Below are 17,068 nucleotides of genomic sequence, written 5' to 3' on the forward strand. Positions count from 1 at the left end.
GTCCCACGCGGCAAAAATGCGGCCATGCCAAACTGCGGCGCATAGTTCTGGATGCGGGATCCCGGGCGAGCATCTGTCCGGAGATCCCAACATAGCCTGGGTCAGGAGCCGGCGCCACGGTCGAGAACGGTAACGGCGCGGCGATTCTGCGACCAGCACGAGATGTCGTTGCAAACGGCCACCGGACGCTCCTTACCGTAGGAAACAGTGCGGATCCGTCCGGTCGCGATCCCGCGCGAGGCGAGATAGTCCTTCACCGACTGCGCGCGGCGCTCTCCGAGCGAGAAGTTGTACTCACGAGTGCCGCGCTCGTCGGCATGACCCTCGATCAGGAAGGTGTAGCGCGGATAGCGCTGCAGCCAGGTGGCCTGCTTGTCGAGGGTGGCGGTGGCGGTGGGGGTCAGGTCGGTGGAATCGGACTCGAAGAACACCCGATCGCCGATGTTCACCACGAAGTCCTGAGCACTTCCGGGTGTGTTTGCGCCGCCGTTCATGCCACCGCCGGCGCCGAACCCGGAAGCATCGGCCAAATCCTTATCGTTGGTGCAGGCGGCGACGCTGAGGGCGGCGCAGAGGGCGGCCGCCAGCGGAAACACGCGGAAGCGCGCAATCATGGGCATGATCCTGTTCTCCTCGGGCACAGCCGCCGGGTTCCTGTCAATCAGGCTGGCAACGTCGCCTCATGTGCCCCCCTCGGGGACACATTGGCGGTTCTTATGTGGTCTCGGTTAAGCGAAGGTTCCGTCAACCTTGAAGCGATCTTTCCGAAATCGGCCAAGGTCTCTTGTAACGCAGTCGTCACGCCAGCCGGCGCCAGAACACTCCGGCGATGGCTTCGGTGAAACGAGATCCGGAATCGTCCCCGATTGCGGCGGCGGCGCGACGCTGACGTCGAAGCATGCATGGGCGTCCCATCCGTGACCGGATGGCAACATGCCGTAACCCGAGGGCTTCAGGATTGGATTCGGATGGCCCGGATCGCCGTCACCGCGGCTTCGGCCGATTTCCGGACCGCTGCGAGAGGCTCGGCAAGGTCGGCTCCCTCCAGGCAGGCCCGCTCCATCTGCGAGCAGCGCTGGGAAAGATCAAAGAAGCCGAGTGATCCGCTCGCGGAAAGCAGAATGTGGGCATCCTGCCCAAGGGTGATGCGTTCCGAGGCCGGCGCCAGAAGCCGTCGGCCGATCTCGGTCCTTAAGCGATCAAGCAGATCCATTAAGCGGGCCCGGCCGAAGATGTCCTCCAACTCCTTGAGCGTGCGGGGCTCGTAGATCGACCCCGCCTGCACAACGGGCGCATCGGGGGCTGCGGACGTCCCGGCCTCGTGGGTCGAATGGTCCGGCATTTTGTTTTCCAGACTAGGTCAGGGGCGTGACTTCGCCGAACCGTCGCTTCTGTTGATCGGCAATTAACCACTAGCGGACTAAGCCGGCTGTGCAAAGAGTTGGTGCGATTCATGCGTCGGCGTCAGATCCTCGTCGTCGAGGACAATTACCTGCTTCTTGAGATGCTGACCGCTCTGTGCCAGCGGAACGGCATCGCCGTGGTTTCGGTCTCCAGCGGAGAGGCGGCAGTGGCTGCCATCCGGCAGGCCACTGCGGCAGAAGATAGAGCAGACGCTGCTTTCGCGCTCCTGCTTACCGATATCAACCTGCCAGGCCTCATTGACGGCTGGTCTGTCGCCCAAGCTTTCCGCATGCTCAATCCGAACGGGCCGGTCATCTATTCGTCGACCGGGGGATGCGACGATCGCCGTGCCGTGCCGGACAGCGTTTTCCTGGCCAAGCCCTTTCGGATCCAGGATGTGGTCGATCTGGCCAACTCGATGATGCGTGAACCCGCCGCCGGATCGGAGTCGCTGATCCTGCGCGCGACAAGCTGAGGGAGGAGCGCACTCAGGCCTTGAACAATGACCGCACGGCAGGGTTTGCCCGCCAGCCCTCGACTCGGATGCACCCGAGGGACTCCGGTGCATGGCGCCGGTAGATCGCGAAGCTCGCCGCGATGAAGGCCGGTAGGTCGTAAAGTTTCGGGTCGCCCCGGCGGGCCCGGTCCTTGAACAGCATCGTACCCGTCAGGCCATAATGCGCTGCGAGGTCCGGGTAGAGGGGCCAGACCACGTCGGCGGCAAGGGTATCCGGGAGGTAATCCTCGACTCGGGCTGACAGGGGCTGCAGGCCCGCTTCTACGGCGAGTCGCCGGGCAATATCGGCCAGAACGAACAACTTGGGATGGTTCAGGACGTGCATGAAGCAACCGCGTCGGGACCATCGGGCGAGTTCCGCCTCCAGCGGAAACATGATGTCGCGCGCGCTACCCAGGAGTTCCGCTGCGGCCACGTTCCAGGCTTCATAGAAGCCGAGCCGCGTATAGATCGAATCGCGGAACAGTTCTGCAGTCTCCTCCGGTTTCAGGCCTTCCAAATAGGCGCACAGGACGATGGCAGAGTGATAGGGACCTGTGGGCGAGGCGATGAGGCGCGATGCAGAGAGCGCCCCGACATCACCCACGAGGACCATGTCAGGTTGGTAGCCTGGGAATAGAATGGTCGGATACAGGCTCAAGCGAGGATCGTCTTCGCCGAGAGCATGGACGTTTCCGCCCTCGACGAAACCCTGGGGGAAGAACTGCGTGAAGACGTGATCGAAGGGAGCGAGATAGCCCTTGAGGCGCTCCAGGGTGCCATGCCGTTTGCCGAGGCCGTCGAAGGGGACGAGGTGGACCTGCGCGCTGGGGAGCAGAAGTCGCAGGGATTGGGCGATACCCTCTGCCTGGCAGTTGCCGAGGACGGCGATCCGCGGTCCGTCCCGCACCGGGCCGGGGTCGATCCGGGGCCCGCGCCATGCTCCCGCCCAGGATCGCCACGATGAACCCGGACGTGCGAGGGAGGCAGCCAGGGCCGCGAAAGAGTCCGAGACCATGGTCTTGGTGAACGTGCGCGGCAATGGCCTGAGCGATCGGATGGAGATGCCGCCGTGGTAGTGAACCCTTACGCCGATCTACCGGCCGAGCGATTCTGGCGCAAGGCCGTGGCAGGCGTGGCGCCCTTCGCCTTGGCGCCCGCCCCGAGCAGCCGCTTCACCATCGGCCCTGAAGCTCGGGTGGCGACCGCCGGCTCGTGTTTCGCCCAGCACGTCGCCCGCGCCCTGACACGGGCAGGGTTCGGACATTATCTCACGGAGGTAGGGCCCGACGGTATGGCACCCGAAGCCGCCGCCGACCGGCAATATGGGATCTACTCGGCCCGCTACGGCAACATCTACACCGCCCGCCAGATTCTGCAGCTCTTCGACCGTGCCTGGGGCACCTACGCTCCTGCCCTGTCGACGTGGACGCGTCCGGATGGTCGCTTGGTTGATCCGTTTCGCCCTGGAATCGAGCCAGCCGGCTTCGCCGATGCGGCCGAGGTGGAAGCCGATCGCCGGAGGCATCTTGCGGCGGTACGGGCCATGTTCGAAAGCCTCGACGTCTTCGTATTCACCTTAGGCCTGACCGAGGGCTGGATGCATCGCGCCGACGGCGCGATGCTCCCGGTAGCCCCAGGGGTCATCGGCGGTAGCTTCGACCCGGACGCCTACGCCTTCGTGAATGCGCGGGTGGGTGATGTGCGGGACGACATGCTGACTTTCCTGGAGCGGCTGTTCGCGGTCAATCCAGCCGCCCGGGTGATTCTCACGGTCTCGCCAGTGCCCCTGATCGCGACCTACGCGGATCAGCACGTGCTGGTCTCCAACACCTACAGCAAGGCCGCTTTGCGGGCGGCGGCCGAAGAGATCGCCGCGGCTGAGCCGCGCGCCGTCTACTTTCCCGCGTACGAAATCGTGACGAGTACCGCCAATGCGGGGCGTTACTACGAGGACGACCTGCGTTCGGTTACGCCCAGCGCGGTCGCCCACGTGATGCGGGTGTTCCTCGACGCCTTCACCGCCCGGGCGAAAGCACCGATCCTGACTCAGCCCCTCGGCAGCGAGTATCGACGCGCGGCCAGCGTGATCTGCGACGAGGAGGCGATCGAGCGAAGTCTGGCGTGAGCGCCTATTGGAGATGCCGCGCGTAGGTGTCGCCCGCTGCCCGCTTCAATTCGGCGCCGGCCTCGCGCCCGATCTCGGCGGCGTCCGCCACCGCGCCGGAGCGCTGGACGGCCCAGTGGGCGCTGCCGTCGGGCAGGAACAACAGGCCGTCGAGGTTGAGCGTGTCGCCGCTGATCCGCGCCAGGGCGGCGATCGGGGTCCGGCAGGAGCCGTCGAGCTCGGCCAGGAGACCGCGTTCGGCTGCGAGTTCGGCGGTGGCGGTGGCGGAGACCAAGGGGCCCAGGAGCGCGCGCACGTCCGCGTCGGCTTCGCGGCACTCGATCCCGAGGGCGCCCTGCGCCACGGCCGGGAGCATCTCGCCGACGTCGAGCACGCTGCGGGCCATGTCGGCCATGCCGAGGCGCTCCAGGCCGCAGAGCGCCAGGAGGGTGGCGTCGCAGGTCCCCTCCTCCAGCTTGCGCATGCGCGTGTTGGCGTTCCCGCGCAGGGGGACGATCCGCAGGTCCGGCCGGCGCATCAACACCTGCGCGGCCCGGCGCAGGGACGAGGTGCCGATCCGGGACCCCGACGGGAGCTCGGCGAAGCCGGAAGCCCGCGGCGACAGGAAGGCGTCACGGGGGTCGTCCCGCTCGAGGATGCAGGCGATCACCAGCCCGTCGGGCAGCCACGTCTCCACGTCCTTCATTGAGTGGACGGCGACGTCGACGACGTCGGCATAGAGCGCCTGCTCGAGCTCCTTGGTGAACAGCCCCTTGCCTCCGATCTCGGAGAGCGGGCGGTCGAGGATGCGATCCGCCACGGTGTTGACCACTACGATCTCGGTCTCGAGACCCGGATTGGCCGCGACGATCTTGTCCCGGACCATTCCGGTCTGGGCCAGGGCCATCGGACTTCCGCGCGTTCCGATGCGGAGGGGGCGTTGGATCATGGGCGAGGATCGCTCGGTGGTAGGGAGAGTCCGGCGCCCGGGGACCGGGCCGGTTCGGCCTGCTGAACCTAGGTACGCAGTCCGTGCGCCGATGTCACCGGGAGCGCGTTCGATCGTCCTCCGGCCGCTAAGTATTCCGAAACCACGCGCGTAGGTCGCGCCTCCCGCGCCCGGCGATCTTAGGCCAAGCTTATCGCTCTCGGCGTGTATCTCGTGCGACGAGGATGTCACGAGCCAGGTCGGCGGACGCTCACCGATGAAGCGCAGCAAGCTTGAAGCCTATTACGAGCAGGAGTTCGGTCCGCGCGACGACGAGTCGGAGGACCGGCCGCCTCGGCGTCCGTCCGGTCGGGATCGTGCGCCGGCCCGACCCCGCCGGCAGCGCGGCGGTTTCGGCTTCTTCCGTCTGCTGAAGGTCACCCTGATGCTCGGACCGATGACGATTCTGCTGGCCGCGAGCCTGCTGATGGATTGCCAGGGGAGCGCCCGCGGGTCCTGGGTCCCCGACCTCCTGCGCAGCACCGCCTGCGCCCGCCGCGACCTGGCCGGCCGGATGCTCCATCTCGACAGCGACCTGCGAACGGTCGCGAGCGGCCTGCGGTAGCGCGGCGTGATGGGAACGGATCATCGCGATCGCGGCGGGAGGTCATGGTGACGCTCGGAGCTCGGACGATGCCCCTGGAGACGCGCGCCGGGCCGGCGCGGGACGATCCCGAGGTCGAGGCGGCGATGCCGGCGCAGGCCGGGGTCCGTCAGGCGATCATCCGTGAGGGTCTGCGCACGCCCCGGACGGTGCGCCGCTTCCGGGATGTCGAAGGCGAAGCGGAGCCGGAGGTCCGGTCCTTCGCCCTGGGCTGGGCGCCGTCCCTCTTGCTCAACCTCGTCCTGCTCACCGCGCCCTTCGCCCTGGTGATCGCGCTCCCGCCCGTCCTGGCCTGTCGCGAGCGCGCCGCGCAGTTCGGTTTCTTCGCCGGCGAGACCCTGTCGGGATGCGCCGCGCGCGGTGTCCGCGCGCGGATCGGCCGGCTCGACGACCGCATCAAGATGCTGGTGCGCGGTTCCGGCTCCTGACGCGTCCCTTAGAAGGCCTGGAGGGCCAGTTCGGTGTGCTCGACGCTCGGCGGGGCCTCGAAGCAGGGCGAGACCATGGCCCGGTAGTCCTTCCAGGCCTGGGAGCCGGTGAAGTCCACGGTGTGGTTCTCCAGGGTCTCCCACTCGATGTGCAGGCGGTAGCGCTGCGGCTTCTCGATGGAGCGGCGGACGGCGAAGCTGCGGCAGCCCTTGGCGGCCTTGAAGATCGCCGAGGCCTTGGCGATGCCGGCCTCGAACTCGGCCTCCATCCCGGGCTTGACGTCGATCTGCGCGATTTCGAGGATCATCGGGGGTCTCCGGCCGTAGGGTTCGAGGGGGATCAGCGGAAAGGGGATTCGCGAAAGGGACTCAGCGAAGGGGGCGGCCGAGGGCCTGGGCGAGCAGGCGCTGTGGGCTGCGCTCGGGGCGGGCCTGGTCGGCCACCGCGAGGTAGGCGGTCTGCTCCAGCATGTACTGGCCGCCCATGGCGCCGTGCATCACCAGGTCCGAGAAGGTCACCCAGGTCTGGCCGGGGGAGAAGTGCACGTCCGCCTGGGGCGCCGTCTCCTGGTACGCCATGTCCTGCTTCAGGGCGTCGTGCAGGTGCAGCATGAGGTGGTCGTACTCGCTGCGCCGCGCCTTGGTGATCTTCAGGAGCGCCAGCATCCGGGCCGAGAGCGGCGAGTAGCCGGGCAGGCGCGGCAGGAATTTCTGCGCCATCGACGGGAAGTCCTCGCCGACGCGCCAGTGACGCGGCTGGCCATTGGGGTTGATGTTGCGGAAGATGCGCAGGATGCGCTTCTCGCCGATCGGGTTCGACGGGAAGGCGTCCACGTGGAGGCGGGTGTCGTCGCGCCGCCAGCTCAGCTTGCGCTGGTCGACCTCGAAGGGGCGATAGGACGTGCCCGCGAAGGAGACCTTGCCGGCATAGGCCGGCAGGTGCTCGGCCAGCAGCGCCTCGGCGAAGGTGCGGTAGCGGATCAGGACCTGGCGCAGGGCCTCCTGCTCCTCCGGCGTGCCGGCCGCGCCCCGGAGGGTGGCCTCCGGTCCGCGGATATTGACGTTCTTGGCCTTGCCGTCGGCGAAGGGGCGCTCGACGAAGCGCTCCTCGAAGCGGCTCAAGGGAAAGTCCAGATCGGGGAACATCAGGACCGCGCCGCCCTCGAGGGCATCCACCAGGGACGGCGTGCCGGGGGGCGGCCCCGCGCGTGAGACGGATACGATCGGGCTGATCATCGGGCGGGGATCCTCGAAAACCGCGGCAGGACCGGCGGTTTAGCCGAACGGCACGCCGCTGACCACGGGCGTGGCGGTCCGTCAGAGGCCCCCTGCCCGCCCTGGCCCGGGCCGGTCCCGGCGGATAGCGGTGGATGACGGTGCTTGCCGGTTGTCACGATGCCCGAACCAGCCCAACCCTGACGGCCTGTCCGGAGCAACCCTGGCGTTTCGGTCGCGTTGATGGAACAGTCGCGGTTCCGACCTCACGGAACCCTGCGGCGATGAGGATGCCGACCATGGCGACGTTGAAGGAATTCGAGGAGTCCCTGCGCGAGCACGGCATGCACATGGCGCTCGCCCTGCTGGAGCGCCTGCGCGAGCGGGACCGGGCGACGCGGACGATCAAGCCGGCCCGGCGCCTGACCGGCCAGAAGATGACCCCGGAGCTCGCCCGCGCGATCCTCGACCTGCATGCCTCCACCGGCATGACCCAGCAGGAGATCGCCTTCAAGGTCGGCGTGAACCAGGGCCGGGTCAACGAGGTGATCAAGCGCGGAAAGTGGCTCGACGATGATCCCCATGCCCCGGAGGCGATAGCCCGCGACAAGGCGAAAGCCCGTCTCAGGGCCGATCCGCCGGCCGAGCGCCCGGCCGCACGCCGGACCGTGGGCAAGCCTGCGGCCAAGCGCGCCAAGGGCAATCCGGCCGCGCGGCGTCCGAGCCCGCAGGGACAGCTGATCTTCGGCGACCTGTGAGCGCACGCAGCGGCCGAGGCGCCTGAGGCATGGGGCGCGCCGCGTCCTGCGTCTCGCGTCGGGATCGACCGGTCGCCGAGCGCGTTGGCCCGCCATGCCAGTCCGCATTGCCCGCGCCGCCCTCGTCCTTGCCCTCTGCACCGCACCGGCGCACGCGCAGCGGGCCTCAACGACAGCCATGTCCTGCGGCCAGGCCAAGACGCTGGTGGACCGCCGGGGCGGCCTCGTCCTCGGAACCGGGGGGCAGACCTATGACCGCTTCGTGCGCGACCGCAGCTTCTGCGAGGTCACCGAGATCACGATCCCGGCCTTCGTGCCGGCGCAGGATACGCCGCGCTGCTTCATCGGCTATCGCTGCAAGGAGCCGAGCCGCGACGATGGATTCGACGGCGACTTCTGAGCCAACCGTCCCTCCGGGCACGCGGTCTCCGGATCGGAAGAGGTCATCGGAGAGACAGAGGTTTCTGGACAGAAAAACGCCCCGGCCGTGCGGCCGGGGCGCTCCGAACGTCCTTACGCGCCGATCAGGCGGCCTGCTGCACCGAACCCTCGATCACCGGGGCCTGCGGGGTGCGGCCGGTGGCGATCTGGATCTGACGGGGCTTCTTCGCCTCCGGAATCTCGCGGACGAGATCGATGTGGAGGAGGCCGTTCTCCAGGGCGGCACCCGTCACCTGGACGTAGTCGGCCAGCTGGAACCGACGCTCGAAGGCGCGGGCCGCGATGCCCTGGTGCAGGAATTCCGCCGGCTTGGCGGGATCGGACTTCCGCTCGCCCTTCAGGGTGAGCGCGTTCTCCTTGACCTCGATCGCGAGATCGGAGTCGGTGAAGCCGGCCACCGCCACCGTGATCCGGTAGGCGTTCTCGCCGGTGCGCTCGATGTTGTAGGGCGGATAGGTCGGGGCCGCGTCGGCACTCACGAGCTGGTCGAGGGCCGAGAAGAGGCGGTCGAAACCGACGGTGGAGCGATAGAGGGGAGCAAGGTCGAACTGACGCATCACATATTCTCCGTAAGAAGCAACATGCTGGTTTCAGGTCCGCCCGTGGGCCGGACCAGTCGCGCCGCCGTATTGGCCGGTGCTCCCGTGATATCGGCGCTGGGTTTCAGCCTCGCAAGAGCCTGAGCCGGTGCCTCGACCGAAAAAATTTGGTTCCTTCCTCTACCTGAGACTTCGTCGATGCTGACTCTGCGCTCCACCCCCGACAATCCCGTTCCGCCGGGCGGTGCCCTCAAGGCGGTGCGCACCGACGACGGCATCGAGTTGCGCGCCGCCCATTGGCGCCCGACCACCCGCCTGGTGAAGGGAACCGTCTGCCTCCTCCAGGGCCGGGCTGAATTCATCGAGAAGTACTACGAGACCATCGCCGACCTGCGCGGGCGGGGCTTCGCGGTCGTCGCCTTCGACTGGCGTGGCCAGGGCGAGTCGCAGCGACAGGTCGACGATCCGCATCGGGGCCACGTCGCGGATTTCGACGATTACCGTCTCGACCTGAAGGCGATCGAGGATGACATCCTGCATCCCTTGATGCCGCATCCGCATCTGGCCCTCGCGCACTCGATGGGCGGGGCCGTCGCCCTGACCGGGGCCCATGACGGCTGGCTGCCGTTCCGGCGCGTCGTCATGGTGGCGCCCATGCTGTCGATCCGCATGGTGCGTTGGCCCGCCGGGGCGGCCCTCCTCGCCGCTGCCCTGCACGCGATCGGCTGGGGCCGGCGCTACATTCCCTTCGGCTCGGCGGTCTCGATCGCGACGAAGCCCTATCCGGGCAATCGCCTGTGCCGCGATCCGAAGCGCTATGCCCGCAACGCGGCGGCCGCCCGGGATGTCGGGGCCGGCGCCGTCGGCGATCCGAGCATCGCCTGGCTCGCGAGCGCCTTCCGGGCGATGAAGCGCCTCGCCGATCCGCGCGTGCCGGGCCGGATCTCGGTGCCGACGCTCATCGTCGCGGCGGGCGCCGACCCCGTCTGCGGTACCCGCACCACCGAGCGTTTCGCCCGCGGCCTGCGCGCCGGGCACATCCTGGTGCTGCCCGATGCCCGGCACGAGATCCTGTCGGAGCGCGACAGCATCCGTCAGGACTTCTGGGCCGCCTTCGACGCCTTCATGCCCGGCTCCGACACGACCAAGCCGACCGACGCCCGCGTTCGGCAGGAGGCGTAACCTGAGGGGTCAAGAGGAGGCGTGCGCGTCAGGGACGTCTGGCGGTCCCCGATGCGGGAGACCTGTGCCGCGGGGGCTGCTTTCGACCCGACCTCGCCGTTGAGGCCATTTCACGGCCTGCCGGTAAGCGGACGCTGGATCAGCTTCCATGTCATCACTCGCCGCCGTGCAGGGTCCGGCCGAAGAGCGCAAGCATTGCGCTCCAACCCTGCTCTGCCGCAGCAGGGTCGAAAACAGGGAAGTCCGGCATCATCCAGCCATGCGCGGCCGGATAGGTCCGCGTTGTAAACTGCACGCCAGCCTCCGTCAGAGCCCCCTCCAGCCGCTCGGCCATTGCAGGCGAGTAGCTGCCATCGTTCTCCGCCGCGCCGATGTAGACTTCCGCCTTTAGCTTGTCAGTGAACAGGTGGGGGCTCGTCGACGCATCGGTCGCAAGATTGCCCCCGTGAAAGCTTGCAGCCGCGGCGAACCGCTCGGGATAAGTTCCCGCTGTGGCCAAGGCCATGCCGCCACCCATGCAAAAGCCCACCACCCCGATCTTGTGGCCTTCAACGTCGGCACGCGTATCGAGGTAAGCCAGCATGGCCCCTGCATCTTCAGCGGCCTTCAAGGGACTTGTTGTGGCCATCAGCGGCCTGAGGACTGCGCGAAAGTCGCCCGCGAACACTTCCTTCGGCACGAACGGCCCGTAGGGTCCGTAGCGGTAGAAGAGATCCGGCAGCAGGACGATGTAGCCAGCCTCAGCCAGCTGCTGAGCCATGTCGAGCATCGCCAGCCTGATTCCACCTGCGTCCATGTAGAAGACCACCGCGGGCCACGGTCCGCCGCTTGCGGGGGTCACGACGTGTGAAGGACAATCGCCGTCGCGCGTCCGGATCGTGACTTGCTCGATCGGCATGGGATGCTCCTCAGCCGGACAATTGCAGTGCCCGCTTCGAACCCTTTACGACCGGCAGCGGACCGACCGCAAACCACCCGCAGCGGACCTCACGCATGGGGACGAAGCGTCGGCCTCAGCCCGCCGGGCGCAGGATCTCATGGGCCACTCGGGGCGGGCGCCTCAGGGATTGAGGTGGCGCAGCGCCGCCTCGTGCAGGCGGGGGTCCCCAGCGGCGACGATACGCCCGCCCCCGGTGGCCGGCCCGCCGTCCCAGGTCGTCACGATGCCGCCGGCCCCCTCGATGATCGGGATCAGCGCGACGATGTCGTAGGGCTTGAGGCCGGCCTCCACCACCAGATCGATCTGTCCGGCCGCCAGCATGCAATAGGCGTAGCAGTCGGTGCCGTACCGGGACAGGCGCACCGCGCGCTCCAGGGCCAGGAAGCGCTCCCGCTCCACACCCTCGGCGAACAGGCGCGGGTCGGTGGTGGCGAGGACCGCCTGGTCCAGGGCGGTGCCGCGACGGGTCAGCAGGGTGCGCTCGCCGCGGGGCGACCGCAGGCGGGCCTGCGCGCCATCGCCGGCGAACAGCTCGCCGAGATAGGGTTGGTGCATCAGGCCGCGCACCGCCGCGCCGTGATGGGTCAGCCCGATCAGGGTGCCCCAGGTCGGCAGGCCGGCGACGAAGGCGCGGGTTCCGTCGATGGGGTCCAGCACCCAGACGCACTCGGCATCGAGGTTCTCCGCGCCGAACTCCTCGCCCAGGATGCCGTGGGTCGGCAGGTCGCGCCGGATCATCCCGCGCATGGCCACCTCGGCGGCCCGGTCGGCCTCCGTCACCGGATCGAAGGCGGCCCCGCCCCGCGCCTTGTCGTCCATGCCGAAGGCGGCGCGGAAGAAGGGCAGGATCGCATGCCCCGAGGCCGCGGCGAGATCGTCCATGAACCGCGCGAGATCGACGACGCTCATCGGCATACCTCTTTCCGGCAGGTGCCTGTCAGGCCAATCCCGATCGGGATCGCTGGCGAGCGAAGCGGACGGAGGGGGCGACGGTCAAGCCCAAAACCGCGTCGTCACACCGGCATCGGCTGGACCCGGGCGAATTCCGTCTCGACCTCGGGCGCTGTCTCGGCCGGGCTCCGGGTGCCGTGCGCGGTGGCCACAACGGCCTCCACGGCGGCCTTGAGGGACGACACGTGGATGTCGGCCTCCACCGCCCGGCGCCGGGTCGCCTCGTCGAGGCTGGCATCGTCCGCCTGCCAGAGACCGAGGACGAAGCAGGCCCGCGGGAGCTTGCGACGCAGGCGGTCGGCCAGCCGGCGCAGGTGCGTGGGCTCGCCGCTGATCGCCATCGAGACGATGCAGATGAGCTGTGCCGGGCCAGGGTCGAAGGCATCGATCCGCGCCCGCGCCACGTCGGCGAACGGCACCACCCGCGTGCCGATCCCGCGCTTGGCGAGAAGCTGGGCCAGGATCGCGCAGGCGGACTCGTCGACGAAGCTGCGCCCGGCGACGCACAGCACCGTGCCGTCGGGCCGCCAGGCCTCCGGCACCGGGTCCGGGCGCGGCGCGTCGGGATCCGCCTTCGCCTCGGTGTCGCTGCGCAGGTCGTCGCGGTCGGCCATCTCCTCGATCAGGCCGCCGACGCTGGCCCGGATGTCGTTCTTCTGCTCGGTGGTGAGCACGCCGCGGGCGGCGTCCCGGGCGGCGAGTTCGAGGCCCTTCACCACCACCTCGTCGTAGTAGGTGGTGAGCGAGCAGGTCTTCAGGATGAGGTCGGCATGCTCCTGCGCCTCATCCGGGTCGTCGGCCAGGATACGCTGGTAGAAGTTCTCCACCGGAGTCAGGGCCGGCCGGTCGCCGAACAGGACGTCGAGGAATTCGAGCTTGTCCACGTGGCGCCCGAGCACCACGAGGCAGACCGTCAGCGGCGTGGACAGGAGCAGGCCGACGGGTCCCCAGAGCCAGGTCCAGAACAGGGCCGAGACCAGGACCGCGAAGGGCGACATGCCGGTGGACTGGCCGTAGAGCATCGGCTCGATGAAGTGCCCGACCAGGGGTTCGAGGATCAGGAACAGGATCAGCGTCCCGATCACCATCGACCAGCCGGGATCGATCGCGGCGGCCAGCGCCAGGGGGAACAGGGCCGACACGAAGGCGCCGACATAGGGCACGAAGCGCATCAGCGCCGAGAAGATGCCCCACAGGACAGGGTTCGGCACGCCGAGACCGTAGAGCCCGATGCCCACCACCAGGCCGAAGGCGGCGTTGAGCCCGAGCTGGACCAGGAAGTAGCGGCTGAGGCGCTTGGCGGCGTCGTCCATCGCCACGGTGGTGCGGTGGAGGTCGCTGGAGCCGGCGAGCCGGATCATGCGGTCGCGCAGGTCCTCGCGCTGCATCAGCAGGAAGAGCAGCACCACGAACACGATGCCGATGGTGGCGAGGGGGTGCAGGATCGGCGAGATCAGCGTGCCCGCCATGGTCACCGGTCCGGGAACGCGCTCCTTGACCTCCACCAGGATCGCCTTCTCGGGCGGGGCCGGATTGGCCTGCGAGTCGGATTTCGGCTCAGGCTTGGCTTCGGGCTTGGGCTCCTCGTGGCTCTCGTGCATCGTCCGGCCGATGCTCGCGACGTAGCCGGCGAGGCGTCCGGCGGGCGTGTCGTTCAGACCCTCGATCTTGCGCTCGATGGTGCTGCGGTAGCGCGGCACGTCCTTGGCGATGTCGGCGAGCTGAACGCCGATCAGCGTCGCCAGGGACGCGGCGGTGCCCAGCGCCAGGACGACCGAGGCCGCCACCGAGAGGAAGCGGCCGAAATGCCAGCGCCGCAGGAGGTTCACCAGGGGGCCGAGGACGAAGGAGAGCAGGATCGCGATGGCGATCGGGATCAGGACGTCACGGCCGACATACAGGCCCGCCATGATCAGGGCAGCGACGATGATCGGCGAGGTCAGGGCCTGGGTCGGGGTGCCGGCGGCCGCGATGCGCGTGGGTCGCGGCGGGACGAGGGACGGCTTCGGGGGGGATCGCAGGGCCATTCCGATTCCGTTTTCGAGACGCGACGCGCGGGCCGCCGGCGTGGCGGGCATTGCGGCGTAGAGAACGACGCGCTTGCGAGAATCGATCCCTCCCCCGGGTTCATCGCGTCGCGAAACCGTGATCGAGGCGGGTCCGGCCTGCATTCGTTGCATAGCTGAGCGCTGGCGTCGCCCAGGTGATCGCAGCGTTCGGCCCGATCCTGAGCGTATCTGGCAACCCGGGCGACGTCATCCTGCGCGTTTGCGTGTCCGCGGAGGGACGAGCGCTCCGTCGATCCTCGCGCGTTTCTTGAACCATGGCCGGTTCGACCCAGGCGTGCACAAAATGGACGCTTCGATCGTGTTCATCGCCTTAACAACACGCACAGGGCTCGGCTGACGTCTGTGGGACTGCTGCGGGATCGGCGCTAAACATAAGATAAGTCTGGTGATCGGACCCGATGTGCACGCGAAACGATTGGTTTTAATGGAAATATAAGCTGAGTTGCGTAAGCTCTTCGACAGCGAGAGGACGGGGCCCGTCCGGATTTGTCTGGAGGCAGTTGTGCACGAGACGGCGAGTGATGCTGGCACCGGACCCAGCGCGGCGGATGCCACCAACCTGCGCGGCATTGCCACCGAGATCGCGGAGCTCCAGCGCATCGCCTCCGACAAGAGCCGGCGCATCCAGTCGATCACCGGCCAGGTGAAGATGCTCGCCCTCAACGCCCTGATCGAGGCCTCCCGCGCCGGAGATATGGGCCGCGGCTTCTCGGTGGTGGCGCAGGAGGTGCGGGCGATCGGCGCCGAGGTGGAGACCGTGGCCCGCGCCCTCGAGGTCGAGCTCTCGAACCGCATCGCCGGCCTCCAGGTCCAGGTCCGAAGCTTCGCCGACGCGTCCCAGACCCAACGGCTGATCGACCTCGCCCTCAACGCCGTCGAACTCATCGACCGCAACCTCTACGAGCGCACCTGCGACGTGCGCTGGTGGGCCACCGACGCGGCCCTGGTCGCCTGCGCGGCGGAGCCGAGCACCGATGCCGCCGCCCACGCGACCCGGCGCCTGGGCATCATCCTCGATGCCTACACGGTCTATCTCGACCTCTGGCTCTGCGACCTGAAGGGCAACGTGATCGCCCATGGACGCCCGAACCGCTATCCCGGTCTCGTCGGGCGCAATGTCGCCGACCAGGACTGGTTCCGGCGCGCGGCCGCCCTCCCCGACGGGGACGCCTACGTCGCCGCCGACGTGATGGGGCAACCCGGCCTCGGCGGGGCGCAGGTGGCGACCTACTGCGCCAGCGTCCGCCAGGACGGCGACAGCCGGGCCGGGCCGATCGGCGTCCTGGCGATCCACTTCGATTGGCAGGCCCAGGCCCGGGCCATCGTCGACGGCGTGCGGGTGGCGCAGGAGGACCGGGCCCGCACCCGCGTGCTCCTCGTCGATGCCCGCCACCGGGTGATCGCCGCCTCGGACGGGCGCGGCGTTCTCGAGGAGACCCTGCCGCTGGCGGCCGGCGGCCGGATCAGCGGCGCCGACCAGGATCCCCGGACCGGCCGAATCGTCGCCTTCCACCGCACGCCCGGCTACGAGACCTATGCGGGCCTCGGCTGGTACGGCGTCATCGTCCAGTCGCCGGAGTGAGGGCCGCTCAGACTAGGACCGGCATCGCGGCCTGCCCCGCATCGCCGAAGACGCGGGTGTACCGGGCGATCTCCCCGGCCGGGCCGATCGCCTTCGACGGGTTGTCGGAGATCTTCACGGTGGGGCGGCCGTCGGCGGCGATCACCTTGCAGACGATGGAGATCGGGTCGAGGCGGCCGTCCGGCACCAGGCCGCGGAAGTCGTTGGTGAGCAGCGTGCCCCAGCCGTAGCCGATCCGCATCCGGCCGTGGAAATGGGCGTGGATCGCCTCGATGGTGTCGATGTCGAGCCCGTCGGAGAAGATCGCGAGCTTTTCGCGGGGGTCGGAGCCCCGGGACCGCCACCACGCGATGGCCTCCTCGCCGCCGGCGATCGGCTCCTTCGAGTCGATGCGGATGCCCGTCCAGGCGTTCATCCAGTCGGGGGCGTTCGCCAGGAAGCCCGTGGTGCCGTAGGTGTCGGGCAGCATCACCAGCAGGTTGCCGGCGTAATCCTGCTGCCAGTCCGCGAGCACGTCGTAGGGCGCGCGGGCGAGGCCCGCATCGTCGTCGGCCAGCGCTGCGTAGACCATCGGCAGTTCGTGGGCGTTGGTGCCCACGGCCTCCACCTCGCGGCGCAGGGCGATGAGGCAGTTCGAGGTGCCGAGGAAGCGGTCGCCCAGGGCTTCGTGCATGGCCTCGACGCACCAGTCCTGCCACAGGAAGCCGTGACGGCGCCGGGTCCCGAAATCCGCGATGGAGAGGCCGGGCAGGCGCCGCAGCCGCTCGATCTTCTCCCAGACCCGGGTCATGGCGCGGGCATAGAGCACCTGCAGGTCGAGCTTGCCGAGGTGGCGCACCACGCCCCGCGTGCGCAGCTCGTTGAGGATGGCGAGCGCCGGCACCTCCCACATGGTAGTCTCGATCCAGGGGCCGTGGAAGGTCAGCACGTATTGCCCGTCCCGGGCCTCCAGCTCGTAGTCCGGCAGGCGAAACCCCTCGAGCCAGTCCATGAAATCGGCCGAGAACATCTGGCGCTGGCCGTAGAAGGTGTTGCCGCGCAGCCACGTGGATTCGCCCCGGCTCAGGCGCACCGAGCGGGCATGGTCGAGCTGCTCGCGCAATTCGCCAACATCGACGAACTCGGCAAGCCGGACCTGGCGCGAGCGGTTCTGGATTCCGAAGGTGACGCGGGCATCGCGGTGGCGGCGAAAGATCGTCTGCGCCATCAGGAGCTTGTAGAAGTCCGTGTCGAGCAGCGACCGGACGATCGGGTCGATCTTGAAGCTGTGGTTGTACACCCGCGTGGCAAGATCGAGCATGGTTCGGATCACGGTCCTTCTGAGGACGCCCCGGCGTCCGCGCGGCCGCAGAGGCGCACGGCAC

Annotated in this window: 19 protein-coding genes; 8 read left to right on the plus strand and 11 right to left on the minus strand. The window is 68.6% G+C overall.

Translation table 11 applies throughout. The features are described from left to right. Positions 1–101 precede the first annotated feature (101 nt). Positions 102–620, minus strand: coding sequence for a peptidoglycan-associated lipoprotein Pal (gene pal, locus CRT23_RS12685; RefSeq protein WP_103709990.1), 519 nt, complete (start codon positions 618–620; stop codon positions 102–104). A gap of 332 nt (positions 621–952) precedes the next feature. Next, the gene (locus CRT23_RS12690) at positions 953–1,342 is read right to left on the minus strand and encodes an Hpt domain-containing protein (protein ID WP_103709991.1); all 390 of its coding nucleotides are present in this window, start codon (positions 1,340–1,342) and stop codon (positions 953–955) included. Positions 1,343–1,453: 111 nt separating this feature from the next. Here CRT23_RS12690 and CRT23_RS12695 point away from each other — a divergent pair, with 111 nt between their 5' ends. After that, entirely contained in the window at positions 1,454–1,879 is a 426-nt protein-coding gene (locus CRT23_RS12695) for a response regulator (RefSeq protein WP_103709992.1), read from the plus strand. A gap of 13 nt (positions 1,880–1,892) precedes the next feature. On the opposite strand, the gene CRT23_RS12700 is transcribed toward CRT23_RS12695, so the two are convergent. After that, positions 1,893–2,810 carry a WcbI family polysaccharide biosynthesis putative acetyltransferase gene (locus CRT23_RS12700; RefSeq protein ID WP_245436174.1) on the minus strand — a complete coding sequence of 306 codons (918 nt, stop codon included), beginning with the start codon at positions 2,808–2,810 and terminating at the stop codon, positions 1,893–1,895. A 288-nt stretch (positions 2,811–3,098) separates the two neighbouring features. Here CRT23_RS12700 and CRT23_RS12705 point away from each other — a divergent pair, with 288 nt between their 5' ends. Then, positions 3,099–4,028, plus strand: a complete 930-nt coding sequence (locus CRT23_RS12705; RefSeq protein ID WP_245436184.1) for a GSCFA domain-containing protein — start codon at positions 3,099–3,101, stop codon at positions 4,026–4,028. A gap of 4 nt (positions 4,029–4,032) precedes the next feature. Here the strand turns inward: CRT23_RS12705 and hemC are convergent, their stop codons facing one another. Next, positions 4,033–4,956, minus strand: a complete 924-nt coding sequence (gene hemC, locus CRT23_RS12710; RefSeq protein ID WP_103709994.1) for a hydroxymethylbilane synthase — start codon at positions 4,954–4,956, stop codon at positions 4,033–4,035. 256 nt (positions 4,957–5,212) lie between these two features. On the opposite strand from hemC, the gene CRT23_RS12715 reads away from it, so the two are divergent. Next, complete coding sequence (locus CRT23_RS12715) at positions 5,213–5,560, plus strand: hypothetical protein (protein WP_055950251.1); 348 nt, start codon at positions 5,213–5,215, stop codon at positions 5,558–5,560. Between the two features lie 68 nt (positions 5,561–5,628). Beyond that, positions 5,629–6,027, plus strand: a complete 399-nt coding sequence (locus CRT23_RS12720; protein WP_146056373.1) for a hypothetical protein — start codon at positions 5,629–5,631, stop codon at positions 6,025–6,027. 8 nt (positions 6,028–6,035) lie between these two features. On the opposite strand, the gene CRT23_RS12725 is transcribed toward CRT23_RS12720, so the two are convergent. Together CRT23_RS12725 and CRT23_RS12730 are read right to left on the minus strand one after the other, a co-directional pair. After that, the gene (locus CRT23_RS12725) at positions 6,036–6,335 is read right to left on the minus strand and encodes an antibiotic biosynthesis monooxygenase family protein (RefSeq protein ID WP_103709996.1); all 300 of its coding nucleotides are present in this window, start codon (positions 6,333–6,335) and stop codon (positions 6,036–6,038) included. A 61-nt stretch (positions 6,336–6,396) separates the two neighbouring features. After that, positions 6,397–7,263, minus strand: a complete 867-nt coding sequence (locus CRT23_RS12730; protein ID WP_103709997.1) for a Kdo hydroxylase family protein — start codon at positions 7,261–7,263, stop codon at positions 6,397–6,399. A gap of 278 nt (positions 7,264–7,541) precedes the next feature. Between CRT23_RS12730 and CRT23_RS12735 the strand changes: the two genes are divergently transcribed. Together CRT23_RS12735 and CRT23_RS12740 are read left to right on the plus strand one after the other, a co-directional pair. Continuing rightward, positions 7,542–8,000, plus strand: coding sequence for a hypothetical protein (locus CRT23_RS12735; protein ID WP_055950240.1), 459 nt, complete (start codon positions 7,542–7,544; stop codon positions 7,998–8,000). A gap of 94 nt (positions 8,001–8,094) precedes the next feature. Beyond that, on the plus strand, positions 8,095–8,400 hold the full coding sequence (locus CRT23_RS12740; RefSeq protein ID WP_103709998.1) for a hypothetical protein: 306 nt from the start codon (positions 8,095–8,097) through the stop codon (positions 8,398–8,400). Positions 8,401–8,524: 124 nt separating this feature from the next. Here the strand turns inward: CRT23_RS12740 and CRT23_RS12745 are convergent, their stop codons facing one another. Further along, positions 8,525–8,998, minus strand: coding sequence for an Hsp20 family protein (locus CRT23_RS12745; protein WP_103709999.1), 474 nt, complete (start codon positions 8,996–8,998; stop codon positions 8,525–8,527). A gap of 180 nt (positions 8,999–9,178) precedes the next feature. On the opposite strand from CRT23_RS12745, the gene CRT23_RS12750 reads away from it, so the two are divergent. Beyond that, complete coding sequence (locus CRT23_RS12750) at positions 9,179–10,162, plus strand: alpha/beta hydrolase (RefSeq protein ID WP_103710000.1); 984 nt, start codon at positions 9,179–9,181, stop codon at positions 10,160–10,162. Positions 10,163–10,316: 154 nt separating this feature from the next. On the opposite strand, the gene CRT23_RS12755 is transcribed toward CRT23_RS12750, so the two are convergent. The 3 genes from CRT23_RS12755 to CRT23_RS12765 form a co-directional block, all read right to left on the minus strand. Further along, positions 10,317–11,060, minus strand: a complete 744-nt coding sequence (locus CRT23_RS12755) for a dienelactone hydrolase family protein (protein WP_103710001.1) — start codon at positions 11,058–11,060, stop codon at positions 10,317–10,319. A gap of 162 nt (positions 11,061–11,222) precedes the next feature. After that, positions 11,223–12,011: a histidinol-phosphatase gene (hisN, locus tag CRT23_RS12760; protein WP_103710036.1), complete on the minus strand. Its 789-nt coding sequence runs from the start codon at positions 12,009–12,011 to the stop codon at positions 11,223–11,225. Positions 12,012–12,115: 104 nt separating this feature from the next. After that, a complete protein-coding gene (locus tag CRT23_RS12765) occupies positions 12,116–14,080 on the minus strand; it encodes an AI-2E family transporter (protein WP_103710037.1) in 1,965 nt (654 codons plus the stop codon). A 601-nt stretch (positions 14,081–14,681) separates the two neighbouring features. On the opposite strand from CRT23_RS12765, the gene CRT23_RS12770 reads away from it, so the two are divergent. Beyond that, a complete protein-coding gene (locus tag CRT23_RS12770) occupies positions 14,682–15,704 on the plus strand; it encodes a methyl-accepting chemotaxis protein (protein ID WP_280951980.1) in 1,023 nt (340 codons plus the stop codon). A gap of 7 nt (positions 15,705–15,711) precedes the next feature. On the opposite strand, the gene CRT23_RS12775 is transcribed toward CRT23_RS12770, so the two are convergent. Continuing rightward, positions 15,712–17,004: a nicotinate phosphoribosyltransferase gene (locus CRT23_RS12775; RefSeq protein ID WP_055950567.1), complete on the minus strand. Its 1,293-nt coding sequence runs from the start codon at positions 17,002–17,004 to the stop codon at positions 15,712–15,714. Positions 17,005–17,068 lie beyond the last annotated feature (64 nt).

This window comes from Methylobacterium sp. V23 (assembly GCF_002917135.1).
GTDB lineage: Bacteria > Pseudomonadota > Alphaproteobacteria > Rhizobiales > Beijerinckiaceae > Methylobacterium.

Coding starts and splice junctions, on each gene's coding strand:
- pal (WP_103709990.1), bottom strand. CDS start 620: ATGCCCATGATTGCGCGCTTCCGCGTGTTTCCGCTGGCGGCCGCCCTC.
- CRT23_RS12690 (WP_103709991.1), bottom strand. CDS start 1,342: ATGCCGGACCATTCGACCCACGAGGCCGGGACGTCCGCAGCCCCCGAT.
- CRT23_RS12695 (WP_103709992.1), top strand. CDS start 1,454: ATGCGTCGGCGTCAGATCCTCGTCGTCGAGGACAATTACCTGCTTCTT.
- hemC (WP_103709994.1), bottom strand. CDS start 4,956: ATGATCCAACGCCCCCTCCGCATCGGAACGCGCGGAAGTCCGATGGCC.
- CRT23_RS12715 (WP_055950251.1), top strand. CDS start 5,213: ATGAAGCGCAGCAAGCTTGAAGCCTATTACGAGCAGGAGTTCGGTCCG.
- CRT23_RS12720 (WP_146056373.1), top strand. CDS start 5,629: ATGCCCCTGGAGACGCGCGCCGGGCCGGCGCGGGACGATCCCGAGGTC.
- CRT23_RS12725 (WP_103709996.1), bottom strand. CDS start 6,335: ATGATCCTCGAAATCGCGCAGATCGACGTCAAGCCCGGGATGGAGGCC.
- CRT23_RS12730 (WP_103709997.1), bottom strand. CDS start 7,263: ATGATCAGCCCGATCGTATCCGTCTCACGCGCGGGGCCGCCCCCCGGC.
- CRT23_RS12735 (WP_055950240.1), top strand. CDS start 7,542: ATGGCGACGTTGAAGGAATTCGAGGAGTCCCTGCGCGAGCACGGCATG.
- CRT23_RS12740 (WP_103709998.1), top strand. CDS start 8,095: ATGCCAGTCCGCATTGCCCGCGCCGCCCTCGTCCTTGCCCTCTGCACC.
- CRT23_RS12745 (WP_103709999.1), bottom strand. CDS start 8,998: ATGCGTCAGTTCGACCTTGCTCCCCTCTATCGCTCCACCGTCGGTTTC.
- CRT23_RS12750 (WP_103710000.1), top strand. CDS start 9,179: ATGCTGACTCTGCGCTCCACCCCCGACAATCCCGTTCCGCCGGGCGGT.
- CRT23_RS12755 (WP_103710001.1), bottom strand. CDS start 11,060: ATGCCGATCGAGCAAGTCACGATCCGGACGCGCGACGGCGATTGTCCT.
- hisN (WP_103710036.1), bottom strand. CDS start 12,011: ATGAGCGTCGTCGATCTCGCGCGGTTCATGGACGATCTCGCCGCGGCC.
- CRT23_RS12765 (WP_103710037.1), bottom strand. CDS start 14,080: ATGGCCCTGCGATCCCCCCCGAAGCCGTCCCTCGTCCCGCCGCGACCC.
- CRT23_RS12775 (WP_055950567.1), bottom strand. CDS start 17,004: ATGCTCGATCTTGCCACGCGGGTGTACAACCACAGCTTCAAGATCGAC.